The organism is Dyella lipolytica (assembly GCF_030160075.1).
GTDB lineage: Bacteria > Pseudomonadota > Gammaproteobacteria > Xanthomonadales > Rhodanobacteraceae > Dyella_B > Dyella_B lipolytica.
In genome coordinates, this window is the sequence record NZ_BSNQ01000003.1 from 526,657 (window position 1) to 539,248 (window position 12,592).

The 12,592-nt window shown below is 57.7% G+C and carries 13 protein-coding genes; 9 read left to right on the plus strand and 4 right to left on the minus strand.

The genetic code is table 11. The features are described from left to right. The first annotated feature begins 50 nt into the window (after positions 1-50). Both QQL64_RS04040 and QQL64_RS04045 read left to right on the plus strand, forming a co-directional pair. A complete protein-coding gene (locus QQL64_RS04040; RefSeq protein ID WP_284396085.1) occupies positions 51-1,061 on the plus strand; it encodes an NAD-dependent epimerase in 1,011 nt (336 codons plus the stop codon). Positions 1,062-1,272: 211 nt separating this feature from the next. Next, complete coding sequence (locus tag QQL64_RS04045; RefSeq protein WP_284396089.1) at positions 1,273-2,955, plus strand: PQQ-dependent sugar dehydrogenase; 1,683 nt, start codon at positions 1,273-1,275, stop codon at positions 2,953-2,955. A 6-nt stretch (positions 2,956-2,961) separates the two neighbouring features. On the opposite strand, the gene QQL64_RS04050 is transcribed toward QQL64_RS04045, so the two are convergent. After that, the gene (locus tag QQL64_RS04050) at positions 2,962-4,338 is read right to left on the minus strand and encodes an FAD-containing oxidoreductase (protein ID WP_284396093.1); all 1,377 of its coding nucleotides are present in this window, start codon (positions 4,336-4,338) and stop codon (positions 2,962-2,964) included. Positions 4,339-4,390: 52 nt separating this feature from the next. Further along, entirely contained in the window at positions 4,391-4,864 is a 474-nt protein-coding gene (locus QQL64_RS04055) for a GNAT family N-acetyltransferase (RefSeq protein WP_284396096.1), read from the minus strand. 320 nt (positions 4,865-5,184) lie between these two features. On the opposite strand from QQL64_RS04055, the gene QQL64_RS04060 reads away from it, so the two are divergent. After that, complete coding sequence (locus QQL64_RS04060; RefSeq protein WP_284396098.1) at positions 5,185-5,460, plus strand: hypothetical protein; 276 nt, start codon at positions 5,185-5,187, stop codon at positions 5,458-5,460. A 359-nt stretch (positions 5,461-5,819) separates the two neighbouring features. After that, positions 5,820-6,242 (plus strand): hypothetical protein, encoded by a 423-nt coding sequence (locus tag QQL64_RS04065; RefSeq protein WP_284396099.1) that lies wholly within the window; start codon positions 5,820-5,822, stop codon positions 6,240-6,242. Between the two features lie 130 nt (positions 6,243-6,372). Here the strand turns inward: QQL64_RS04065 and QQL64_RS04070 are convergent, their stop codons facing one another. Continuing rightward, a complete protein-coding gene (locus tag QQL64_RS04070; protein WP_284396100.1) occupies positions 6,373-6,768 on the minus strand; it encodes a nuclear transport factor 2 family protein in 396 nt (131 codons plus the stop codon). A 172-nt stretch (positions 6,769-6,940) separates the two neighbouring features. Between QQL64_RS04070 and QQL64_RS04075 the strand changes: the two genes are divergently transcribed. The 3 genes from QQL64_RS04075 to QQL64_RS04085 all read left to right on the plus strand — a co-directional run bounded on the left by QQL64_RS04075 (position 6,941) and on the right by QQL64_RS04085 (position 10,036). Continuing rightward, a complete protein-coding gene (locus QQL64_RS04075; RefSeq protein WP_284396105.1) occupies positions 6,941-7,606 on the plus strand; it encodes a hypothetical protein in 666 nt (221 codons plus the stop codon). A 44-nt stretch (positions 7,607-7,650) separates the two neighbouring features. Continuing rightward, entirely contained in the window at positions 7,651-8,286 is a 636-nt protein-coding gene (locus QQL64_RS04080; RefSeq protein WP_284396107.1) for a helix-turn-helix transcriptional regulator, read from the plus strand. A 109-nt stretch (positions 8,287-8,395) separates the two neighbouring features. Next, positions 8,396-10,036 carry a hypothetical protein gene (locus tag QQL64_RS04085; RefSeq protein ID WP_284396110.1) on the plus strand — a complete coding sequence of 547 codons (1,641 nt, stop codon included), beginning with the start codon at positions 8,396-8,398 and terminating at the stop codon, positions 10,034-10,036. 105 nt (positions 10,037-10,141) lie between these two features. Here QQL64_RS04085 and QQL64_RS04090 read toward each other — a convergent pair whose 3' ends face one another. After that, positions 10,142-10,396 carry a GlsB/YeaQ/YmgE family stress response membrane protein gene (locus QQL64_RS04090; protein WP_284396112.1) on the minus strand — a complete coding sequence of 85 codons (255 nt, stop codon included), beginning with the start codon at positions 10,394-10,396 and terminating at the stop codon, positions 10,142-10,144. A gap of 306 nt (positions 10,397-10,702) precedes the next feature. Between QQL64_RS04090 and QQL64_RS04095 the strand changes: the two genes are divergently transcribed. Both QQL64_RS04095 and QQL64_RS04100 read left to right on the plus strand, forming a co-directional pair. Further along, positions 10,703-11,344, plus strand: coding sequence for a TetR/AcrR family transcriptional regulator (locus QQL64_RS04095; RefSeq protein ID WP_284396114.1), 642 nt, complete (start codon positions 10,703-10,705; stop codon positions 11,342-11,344). Between the two features lie 2 nt (positions 11,345-11,346). After that, positions 11,347-12,579, plus strand: a complete 1,233-nt coding sequence (locus tag QQL64_RS04100) for a glycosyltransferase (protein ID WP_284396115.1) — start codon at positions 11,347-11,349, stop codon at positions 12,577-12,579. The last annotated feature ends 13 nt before the right edge of the window (positions 12,580-12,592 follow it).

Consider the following 12,592-nt stretch of genomic DNA (forward strand, 5'->3'; position numbering starts at 1 on the left):
GCCGAGGCACGACGCCGTCGACCGTCACCTTTGATTAGAGATTACAAAAAATGAAAATATTAGTTACCGGAACCGCCGGCTTCATTGGATCTTTTGTTGCGGCCAAGCTGCTCGATCGCGGCGACGAGGTGATCGGCGTCGACAATCTCAACGACTATTACGACGTGAGACTAAAGAAGGCGCGCCTGGCGCGCCTGACCGATCGATCCAACTACACGCACGTCCATGCGGACTTGTCGGATAGGGCCGCGATCGAAGAAGTGTTTTCCAAACACAAGCCACAGCGCGTCGTGAATCTCGCCGCGCAAGCCGGCGTCCGCTACGCGGCGGAAAATCCACATATATATGTGAGCAGCAATGTCACGGGATTTCTGCATATTCTGGAAGGATGCCGCCGCCATGGCGTGGAACACCTGGTGTTCGCATCGACCAGTTCAGTGTACGGCGCCAATACGTTGATGCCTTTTTCCGAGCACCGGTCCACCGAACATCCGTTGACCCTTTATGCCGCCAGCAAGAAAGCCAATGAGCAGATGGCGCACAGCTACGCACACTTATATGACATTCCATGCACGGGTCTGCGCTTCTTCACGGTGTACGGGCCTTGGGGCCGGCCCGACATGGCGCTGTTCCTGTTCACCAAGGCGATGCTGGCTGGCGAGCCGATCAAGGTTTTCAATCATGGCAGGCACAGGCGTAGCTTTACTTACGTAGACGATATCGCCGAAGGCGTTGTGCGGACGCTGGACGCCGTGCCGGATAAAGCGGTTACATGGAACGGTCATGCGCCGGACCCGGCCAGCAGCGGAGTCGCTCCGTATCGCATCTACAACATCGGCAACGAACAGCCGGTCAAACTGCTGCGCTACATCGAGGTGCTTGAGCAGTGTCTAGGACGCAAGGCAGAGATGCAGTTGCTGCCGATGCAGGCGGGTGATGTGCCCGATACCGAGGCGGATGTTTCATCGCTGATCAAGTCAGTCGGTTACCGCCCGCAGGTTTCGGTCGAGACCGGCGTGGCCAATTTCGTGCGCTGGTACCGCGACTACTATGGCGAGTGATCTCTCAGTATGAATAGTGGATCCGGACAAGGAAGTTCAGATCAACTCAGACATAGCCTTCTGGCACTGTGAAGGCCGCGTGCTCTGTCGCATATTTGGGTTGGCGAAGGTGTTATTGAGGCTATCTGGCAATTTTTTCGTAGCATCAGGCAGTCATCGGTAACACTTCAGGGGCGACAATCTAGCGAAATACGACGGATGGAGGCGGATCTTGGCCAGGCAATCTTTCACGCTGCCATATTCATGGCGTCCAACTTTTCCGGTTCTTGCAGGTGGCCTTCTTGGGTTGCTCGGAGCGGCTGCAAGCATTGCTGCGGATACGCCGGCCTTCCACGATGCGCCGAGCGCTGCATCGTCCGTCGCCAATCCGTATAGCGGGCAAGCTTCGGCGATCAAGGCAGGTGGCGCGGCGTATGCCACCTATTGTGCGAGCTGCCACGGTATCAGCGGGCAGGGCAGCGGCAATATTCCGGCTCTCGCGCACGGTGCCGCGCAACAAGCGACAGACGGTGCGCTGTTCTGGTTTATCACCAAGGGCGCGGTGAATAACGGCATGCCGTCGTGGTCCTCGCTACCGGAGCAGCAACGCTGGCAGATTGTTTCTTATCTGAAAACGTTGCCGACAGCGAAGCCTGTGCAAGCGGCACAGCAAACACCGGTGGCGTCGTCCATCACGACACCGCCGCCACAACCGCCGTTTACCGATTTCCGCTACGAAGCGCCCGGCAATTCACGCAAGATCACACTTGCGGATTTGCCGGCGCCGTACGCCACCCGGTCCGCTGGCAATTCACCCACCATGGTGTCGCGCCCCGCCAATGCATGGCCGATAGCGCCCGCAGGATTCAAGGTCAACCTGTATGCCGAAGGGCTAGGTACGCCGCGCGTGATTCGTGTCGCGCCGAACGGCGATATTTTTCTTGCCGAAAGCGGCAGCGGACAGATTCGTGTTTTCCGAGGTATGACGGCAGACGGCAAACCCGAGCAAACTGAAGTGTTTGCCAGGCACCTCAACCAGCCCTATGGCATCGCGTTCTATCCGCTGGGACCCAATCCGCAATGGGTTTACGTGGGCGACACCGACGCGGTGGTCCGTTTCCCATATCGCAACGGTGATCTGCAGGCGAGGGGAAAGGTCGAACATATCGTCGACTTACCGAGCGGAGACGGACACTGGACGCGCGACGTCGCGTTCTCGCTCGATAACAAGACCATGTATGTCGCGGTCGGCTCGGCCTCCAACGTGGATGATCCTGATACCACGCCGGCAGAGAAAGATCGCGCAGACATTCTGGCTTTCGACCCGGATGGCACGCACCAGCGCATTTACGCCTGGGGTATTCGCAACCCTTCGGGTATCGCCGTCGATCCGAAGAACGGACAATTGTGGACGACCGTCAACGAGCGCGATGGTCTAGGCGACAATCTCGTGCCGGACTACATCACGTCGGTGCGCGAAGGCGGTTTTTATGGATGGCCGTGGTGGTACATGGGTTCCCATCAGGATCCCCGCCACGCCGGCAAGCATCCGGAACTGAAAGACAGGGTGATCACACCCGACGTGATCCTGCAGCCGCATAACGCGGCGCTGCAGATTACGTTTTACGAAGCGAGCCGTTTTCCCCAACAGTATGACGGCGATCTGTTCGGCGCCGAACATGGTTCGTGGAACAAAGCGACGCGGGTGGGTTACGAAGTGATCCGCGTTCCCCGTCATCACACGGGCAAAGCGAGCGGCGAGTACGAAGATTTCCTCACCGGTTTCGTGCTGCCGGATGGACGGGTCTGGGGGCGCCCGGTAAGCCTTGCCACCGCGCCGGATGGTTCGTTACTGGTGACGGACGATGGATCCAACTCCGTCTGGCGTGTCGACTATGTGGGTGAGGGGCGCTGAGTGCGGTCAGGCCGGTTTGAGATCTCCCACCAAGGTGGGCAGTAATTCGGATACGGTCGGATGAATCGGCACGGCCCATTGCAGCGTTTCGTAAGGCTGATCGGCGTTCATCAGATCAAGCACGCCATGGATGGCTTCGTCACCGCTGACTCCCAGGATGGCGGCGCCAAGGATGCGATGCGTTTCGGCATCGGCGACGACTTTCATGAACCCTTGCGTCTCGTCGCGTTCGACGGCGCGACCCACACGTGTCATCGGACGCTTCGATACCAACAACGGCTTGCCGCTAGCGCGTGCTTGAGTTTCTGTCATGCCGACGCGCCCCAGCGGCGGGTCGGTATACAAGGCATAACCGAGAATGCGCGATGACACGCGACGCTGTCCGCCATCGAGCAGGTTCGCGGCGATAATTTCGTAATCGTTGTAAGCGGTATGTGTGAAAGCGCCGCGACCGTTGCAATCTCCCATCGCCCAGATTCCCGGCACGTTGGTGGCGAGCGTGTCATCGACCACGACGTAACCGTGTTGATCCGTTGTCACGCCCGCATGTTCCAAGCCCAGGTCGTCGGTGTTGGGACGGCGGCCCACCGCAAGCAACACATGGCTGGCAATGACTTCTGGACTGCCGGAAGTGCAATCGACTTGTACGCCAATACCATTCGGCCTTGCCGCAAAAGCGATGCATTCGGCATTCGTGCGCACGGTGATGCCTTCGGCTTCGAGTATCTCGCGAATCGTCGTGGAGACGTCCTCGTCTTCGCGCGCGATCAGTCGCGGCAGGCGTTCCACGATCGTCACTTCGGCGCCGAAGCGACGAAACATCTGTGCGTATTCCAAACCGATGTAACTACCGCCGACAATGGCTAGATGCTTGGGTACAACATCGAGCTGTAATATCGAGGTATTGGTGAGGTAGTCGATAGCACCGACCCCTGGCATCTCCGGCACCAGGGCACGGCCGCCGACGTTGAGGAAAATGCGTGGCGCGGTAATGACTTCATCGTCGATACGCAGCGTATCCGCGCGCCCGAAACGAGCGTGACCGCGCAACACAGTGAGGCGCTCCATGCTGCCGAGCCAGCGCTCGATGTTACCGCGGGATGTTTCCGTGACTTTATGCGCCCGTGCCATGGCACGCGGTAGATCGATGCCGATGTCGCCGTGCACGACCACGCCATATTCTGCGGCGCGCTGCACCTGATGGGCGACGCGTGCACTGGCGACCAGGGTCTTGGTCGGCATGCAGCCTGTGTTGACGCAGGTACCGCCAAAAAAATGGCGTTCCACCAGTGCCACCGTCATGCCTGCGCCAGTCAGCCTGGCCGCCAGGGAGGGACCGGCCTGTCCGGCACCGATGATGATCGCGTCGAAGCGTCGGCTCATGTTCGTGTCCTCGCAAGCCGGAACGTATGAATGGGTCAACCGCAGATGAGTGTTACGACTGCGAGGGGCACTCTAGATCAAGCGACATAAAGACACTGTTCGGATCGGCCGCGTAATCACCAAATGGCGGACATTCCACGAATCCATGGCGTCGATAGAACGCGCGAGCAGGAATGAAATAATCCCACGCGCCGGTTTCGAGGCTCAGACGTGACAAACCCTCCGCACGCGCAGTGTCGATGATATGTCGAAGCATGGCACTGCCCGCACCGTGCCTGCGCGTGGACTGCGCGGTGTGCATCGACTTTATTTCGCCGTGATCGGGTGTGAGCCGCCTCAGCGCGCCAACGCCAAGAAGTTGCTCGTTCTCCCAGATCGCCCAGAAGCGGATGTCTGGCGATTGCAAGCCGGCAAGGTCCAACGCGTGCGCGCTGCCCCGTGCCGTTTCAGCCCGGGCGGTCGTCACGTGAGTGTCGAGAAGCGCTATGACGCGCGGATCGTTGAGGTCGCCGGGAATGATGCGCATCGGTTCTTTCTTTCCTACCAAGTCATACTTCTGACGAGAGTTTAAGGAAGGTCTGTGGGCATTTCGATTGGTCGTTCGGGCGGGTGCTGCCGGGTGGATCGCACCCTAGAACCGAAGCGATCCGTTAGAAGCGATCTGTAAGTCCTTGTCGGACTGAGGTATCCGTGCCAGCACCCGCTGCGCCTGGTTCTGGCTGCCTGCGTGATCACCGATTCCCTGCCGCTGGCGTTACGAATGTCTAACGATCCTAGGCGCACATTGATAGTCCGGGCAGCTGTCTAGCTGCCGCGGGCAACCGTCAATGCAGTGGAGGCCGATTCATGAACACGCAGGGCTCTTCTCATTCTCCATGGCATCTCAGCACATGGTCCCACTACATCACCCGCATCGTTCACCCGACGATGAACGCTTCGTTGCGGCAAGCTCCCGTGCGCATGACGCGACGTGAAGCCTTGCTTGCGATGCAGGATCAGAAACGACGGGAACAGCGCGCACACGTGCTGGAACTTCTGCGCGAGGTCAAGGAAAAGAATCGCAACATCCCGCACGTAAAGGATGCCGGTTTTAAGAGTGACCACTCCAAGCTGAAAGCCTGATCCGTTCACCGCAACAGATACGCCGTGTCGATGGTTTCGTTGAGCTGTTCTGCTCAGCGTACATTGCTTGCGCGCCGTCCATGAGAGCGCTCGGTGCTGCGGCACCGAGTGCCCTGATCTAAATAAGCCATTACAAGGGCCTTACGTAAGGTTCCTCGGCCGCGCGGGCAGGATAGGGGGCAAGCCAATCGCACGGTTTTTCAGAGGCATGCGGCCCTTGACTCTTCAATCCATTCGGACAAATTGACCCGCTCAGCGTGGTTTGCCTCTGCGGCGTGACTTAAGGCATGTGCCCTATTCACGTTTTTTGCGGAGTATGCCCGCTGCACAGTGCAGTTTCAGTCCAACAGGAGGGTTCAATGAAAAGGGGCTTTGCAGCAGCGATGGTGATGGCACTACTTGCAGGGTGCGCCACCACTTCAGGCAACAAGATCGACCCGGCAACCATCGCAACATTCCAGCCGGGCGTCACCACGATTGCCCAGGTCGAAGCTGCATTGGGTCAACCGTTTCAGTCGACACGGATGCCCGATGGTACGCAGCAGTTGCAGTATGTGAGCAAGGTGCAGAACATATCGGCGGATAGCACGCCTACGACAGGTTCGGAGATTCCGAAGCACTCCAGCACGACGGTCTCCACCATGATGAGTTTCGACCAGGCAGGTCACTTCGTTCGTTCTTGGTCAAATTCGAAGACCAACGCCAACAACAACTGGCCGAGCAATCTCGGGCAGATGCAGAGCGGCGACATACCGGTGAAGAACGCCGGGGCTGCGCATTGAGAAACGACTTGAACGAACGTCGCGCGTTACCGTGTAGATAAGCACGGGCGCTATATGCAGCGTCAAGATGCCAAAAGCCCGCCATAGTGCGGGCTTTTGGTTTTGCAGGCGGCGATCTTCCGCTGCGCTATCAAGCTGAGTCGGCGACCAAGGTTCCCTGGTGATAAACGATCTTCCAGCCTTGCGCGGTATGGCGCCAAAGGGTCGAACGGCGAGTGATGCGCTCACCTTGATGCAACGTGTAGGTAAGCAGGTAGTTATCGCTAGCGATTTCCAGACAGTGAAAGTCGCTCGTCTCCCAGACATCTTCGACAGGATGTTTGAAGCGTTCTTCCAGCACATCGAGCACGTATGAGCGGCTGTAACGACGGCCGGATGCGCCGACTTCCCAATAATCGGTTTCTGTCATGGCTTCGAAGTCGTGGCGTGTCGTGCCGAATTCCGGTCGATGGAAGATCGGCTCGCGTTGCTTCAATGCGTCGAGTATCGGCAATAACCTCGGATCGGTAATAAGGCGAGGTTCCATGGCTCTAGGCTCCGATTGAACTCAGCAGGAGCATAGCTTGTGCTGATCGACGGCCCGCCTGCCACCCGCCGAGAGCCATATAGGATAAGCTTTACACATAGGTCAATTGCCTATCTCGACGGTGTGTCCAGAATGAACGCAGTCGCATCCGGCGACGTTCTGGGGTAGACCAATGAAAACTCGACTTTTATTCGCAACCACCTTCTTGCTGACCTGCACAGGGTTCGCTTTCGCACAGCCTTTGCCGCTCGCGGCAGCGCCCACGATGGACGGCATGGCCATGGATGCAGCAGCGCCTGTGGCTGCGCCCAAGTTGCAAGCGGCCATGCGTTCCTTATGGCATGAGCATGTCGTGCATACCCGCGAATACGCACTGGCCGTGCATGCGCACGATGCGGCCAAAGCCAAGGCTGCGGAAGATGCGGTAGTGGCCAACGCCAAAGCCATCGCCAATGCCGTCGGCAGTTTCTACGGCAAGGCCGCTGGCGATCAGATGCTTACGTTGCTGGCAGGGCACTGGGGCGGTGTGAAGGCGCTCACGAATGCAGTCAACGCACACGATACTGCCGGTCAGGCAGCCGCCATGAATGCGCTAAACGCGAATGTCACCGACATTGCAAAGTTCCTCGCCGCGGCCAATCCCAACTTGCCGGAGCCAACCGTGGCTAGCCTGCTGGAGGGACATGTCGCGCATCACTCCGCGCAAATCCAGGAAATCATGTCGGGTGACATAAAGGCCGAAGCCACGACGTGGACGGCGATGCAGCAGCATATGAATGTCATCGCCGATGCACTGGCTGGCGCGATCGCCAAGCAATTTCCCGCGAAAGCCGCATAACCATGAGTGGCCTCGACCGTCTAGGCGAAACCCAGCAGCGTCTCATGAGGGCGCTGCTGGCTGAGCACGCGGGCTGCACGGTCGAGACCCTTTGCCTGAAGCTTCGTATTACGCATAACGCTGTGCGCCAACACTTGAGTGCTCTGATCGCGCACGGCTATGTCGAACGCGCACAGTCGCGGCCCAGCGGCGGGCGCCCGCTGGCTACCTTCCGCATCACTGAGACAGGGAGTCTGCTGTTTCCCCGCAACTACAGCGTCATCACGATGGAAATGTTCGCCGCTCTTCGAAGCCGGCTAGGCGACGAGCAACTCGACCATTTCATGCAGCAGATGGGTCTGGCCCTCGGGCAACGCGAGGTGCCCTTGCCGGCGACGGCAAGTCATGAGGACGTTGTGCGTGCGCTCGCGACCCATCTCGACCGGCTCGGTTACGAGGCATTGCCGGTCAAGTATCGCGATGAATGGCAAATCGAAGCCTTCAACTGCGTCTTTCATGAAGTAGCCAAGCAGCACAAGGAAGTCTGCAAGTTCGATGTCGCTTATATGAAGGCTGCCAGCGGACGTGACATCCATCATCTGGAGTGCATCGTGCGCGGCGGGCAGTGTTGCCGCTTCCGGGTTGACGCCAAGAGAGTGAAGGCGGACGGTGATATTGAACTACGCAATGCAGATGACTAGACGAATTTAAGAACACCGTCGCAGCTCGTCATGCGAGTCTCAGTGGGTGACTTGCGGTCACTCGCGCTCGGCATGCACTATGTAAATGCCTAAGCAAAGGAGATGCAAGATGCGTAATAAGTTTCTCTTGGCGAGCCTCGCCCTGTTTTTCAGTTGCGAATTGTCAGCGCAAACGTTGACCACGTCGAACATAACCTCACCTGTCATATCCGCAACTCACGCGCAAATGACAAGCGGCACCCTCGCGGGCTCGCAGCTTGATGCGCCCCTCGCGACTTATACGAGATATGGGGTGCGATACTGGATGGCTACATCATGGGTTTTGAGCGGCGGACTTAGCCAGTCAATGCTGCAAGGAAGTTTGGACAGTCCGTATACCGCAGTGCCATGGACCAAGGACACCTGTCATCGCGCAAGCAACAACTATTGCGTAAACGGATCTTATACAGCTTTCACTAATATCGTTCCGACGGATGTAGTGGATCTTTGGTTTGTCAATGTCTACCAAACCGACACCACAGGTACAAATCTGCTCGGCTTCATACATGAAGAGCAGGTAGGTAATTCCGGCGGGACATCCTCCAATCAAGAAGGGCTGACACGAATTGGTCTAGCATGGTCATCGGATGGAGGAAACGATTGGACATACCTGGGACGCATCATCAGTCCGTACGGCGATGTTCAGCCATTCAATATCGAAGGCGCTCCTTTCATCGTCAAAGACGGATACTTCTACGTCTATTTCACAGACTCCGTTACTGGCGTTCCTCCGCCGGCCAACAACTGCACGACGGGATACCCCTGTGTGATTACCGAAGGCATCGGCGTAGCGAGAGCCAGTGTTAACGACGTCATTGCGGCGGCACAGGCCGGTAATGTGGGAAACAACCTCTGGCAAAAGTATTACAACGGTAGCTTTAGCCAACCAGGTCTCGGAGGGCAGCCAAGCCCAATCGCACCCTGGGGGATCACGCATACACAAGCCGTGCATAGCAGTTACACGGGACTGTACTACTTGGCGTTGAGCTCCATGGCCTGGGGTGGTGTTGACACCACCGTCAAACTTTACGAGTCATCCGACGGCATAAATTGGTCGCCGTCTTATGTCATAGCGGACGAGACCGCCGCGACACAGCGCCCCAATGGCGGCTATCAGTACTGCAGTTTGATGGATCCGAATGGTGCAACGAACGGCGAGGTCGGACAGTACTTCTATGTCTACTGTGAGAAGGATCCGCTAGCGGACCAATCGAATTTCGCGTTGTATCGCTGGGAGGTGAATCTTGGGCCGTCGATCGATTCTTATCGTCAGTCGAGTGACTACTCAACTACACAAGGTCCGGTGTGGTCGTATCAATATGGCGGCAATGGTCCGCTACCCGACATGACGTGGCAAGGCACTTACTGGGTTGGTACTGACTCATGGGCGCGTATTTATCAAGATGCGATGCACCCCGGCACAGCCGAGATCCCGGTTCTCAAATGGGTGGCTCCTAAAGCCGGAACCGTATTCATTGGCGGAACGGTGCGCAAAGCAGATCCAACGTGTGGTAATGGCGTAAACGCTTCTTTGGTGCATAACGGAACCCAGATCTTTTCCGCCTCCATCGCATACGCGGACACCGTAGGCCAGAGTCCAAATATGTATCTGAACGTCGCGGCTGGCGATGGGTTGTTCTTTATGGTCAGTCCCAATAGCAATAACTATTGCGACATGACGAGATGGGACCCTTCGATCACGTACCAGTAATGCATTTCTTTGACGGGAGCAAAACGCTCCCGTCTGTCTATATAAGAAGTCGAGTATCCAGTTCGTTGCCCGAATGAATGTGGGCAACGACTGTTAGCCATCCACTTAAGCTCGTTTAATCAGCCGTACGATGAACAACAAGATCACGGCGCCGATGGTGGCGGTGATGATCGATGCGATCCAGCCAGCGCCCAGGCTGATACCCAATACGCCGGACAACCAACCGCCGATGAAAGCGCCGGCGATGCCGACCAAGATATCGACCAACAAACCGAAGCCACCGCCCTTGACCAGTTTGCCCGCCAACCAACCAGCGATCGCACCGATGATGAGCCAAGCAAGAATATCGTGAGTTGCCATGGACGTTGCTCCTGAAAAATTAAGAGTAATGAACCGGTTAGTCGCAAAACTACCGGACGCAACTTCTGCATGAAGCCCCACCCGGCGAACCCCACACTCGCCATGTAAGTAGTCCCGGCGGACCGGACCCAAGGGGAGGCGGGTCCATAGTGGCCCGCTGCATGCGTCACCGCAAACGCATGCGCTTCCAGCAAGAGTCCTCAATGGCGCCAAGCGTCAGCTGTGACGGGAAGTGGGTGTAGTCCTACTTGCATTAAATATTGAACAACGACTAATATTGAACATCGTTCAATTTTGGAGCGCGCAATGGCCTCGCCCGAGACCGCTGGTCGCCGCGACAGAAAGCGCTCACAGACGCAGGATCACCTGGCCAGAACGGCCGCGCGCCTATTTGATGCACATGGATTTGATGCGGTGACGATGGAGCAAATAGCGGCCGACGCCGATGTCGCCAAGGGCACGCTCTACAACCACTTTCCGACGAAAGAAGCCGTACTTGCGCATTGGATCCATATAGAGCTGGCCAATGACCTTAAGCATTTGGCTGGTGATATCGGGCCGCATACAACATTTGCCGATGGGATCACGCCCATATTGGCTGCGTCGGCCGACTGGTGTGAGCGCCATCGAGACTATCTGCCGCCATACCTGCGCTTTCGATTTCAGGAAATCGGAACGTCGGCACGCGAATCGGAAAGCGGTGGCGCCCGCGACATGATCAGCGCCTTCACGTGGCTGATTCTCAAAAGCCAGGAAGCGGGTGAGATGCGCACCGACCTGAGTGCAGAACACCTGGCCTTGATGTTCCACCACCTTTATCTCAGCGCACTGTTGCGCTGGCTCGACATCCCTGGCCTGAAGTTGGGCGAGGAGTTTGCCAGCGTCGTCCGGTTGTTTATCGAGGGCGCGGCTTCGCCCGCGGTGAAAATCTCCAAGTCCAGGAAATAAACATGAAGTTTGCTGTCGTGACCTACGGCACGGAAGGCGACACGCGTCCACTGGCCGCACTGTGCAGTGCATTGATGGACGCCGGGCACGAAACACGATTGTTGGCCGATGCATCCACGCTTGGCAGTGCAAAGGCTCTTGGTGTGCCATCGGCCGTATTGGCCGGTGATATCAAGGGAGCGCTGCGACCCGACGAATCCATTTCCGGCGTCGTTGCGAAGGGTGACCGAATTAGCAGCACAGTAAGCGCGTTGGCACGCATCGCGAATGCCAATGCCGAATCCTGGCTCAAGCAGATCGTAACCGTCGCCCAAGGTTGCGATGCCATCATCGTCGGCGGGCTGGCAGCGTTTGTGGGTTTCTCGGCTGCCGAATATCTGGACGTGAAGGCCATCGGCTCCGGCATGATTCCCATCACGCCGACGGCGGCATTTCCGTCTCCTTTCTTGCCTCCGGGAATGGTCCCGCGATGGTTGAACCGTGCCAGTCACTCGTTCGTGAATGGCATGCTGTGGCGCGCGTTCCGAAAGACCACCAACGCAGCGCGTTCAAAAGTATGCGGATTGCCTGCACGGACGCGCGTGTGGACGCAGCACCCCATGCTCTATGGCGTGTCGCCCAGCCTGTTGCCCGCGCCAAGCGACTGGCCATCGAATATTGACCTATGCGGCCAATGGATGCAGCCAGAGCAGGAATGGGTGCCGCCTTCCGCGCTCGGTGATTTCCTGGCGGCGGGTGAGCCACCGATCTATATCGGATTCGGAAGCATGGCAGGCTTCGACAAGCCCAAGCTGCTGAAAGAAATGATTCAAGCCGTTGCCGGCCGGCGGGCGCTGTTCTACTCAGGATGGAGTGGCGTGGATGCCACCATGTTGCCCGCCAACTTTCTTGTTATCGACGAGACGCCGCACGACTGGCTGTTCCCGAGAACCTCGATGGTGGTGCATCACGGCGGATCCGGCACGACCCACTCGGCGGGACGGGCAGGCGTTCCCTCTGTTGTGATGCCGTTCGCTGCCGATCAGTTTTTCTGGGCTGATCGACTGCGGCAAGCAGGCATCGCGGCGAATGCTCTGAGCTGGAAGCATTTAGATGCCGACCAACTTGCCAGTCGCATGGCGTTCGCGAGAACAGACGAGGTCGGCATACGCGCTCACGCCCTCGGCAAGAAGATGAGAGCTGAAGAAGGCCTGCACAACGCCGTCGCCTCCATCGAGAAGATCATGCGTAACTAATTCGGTTCACCGT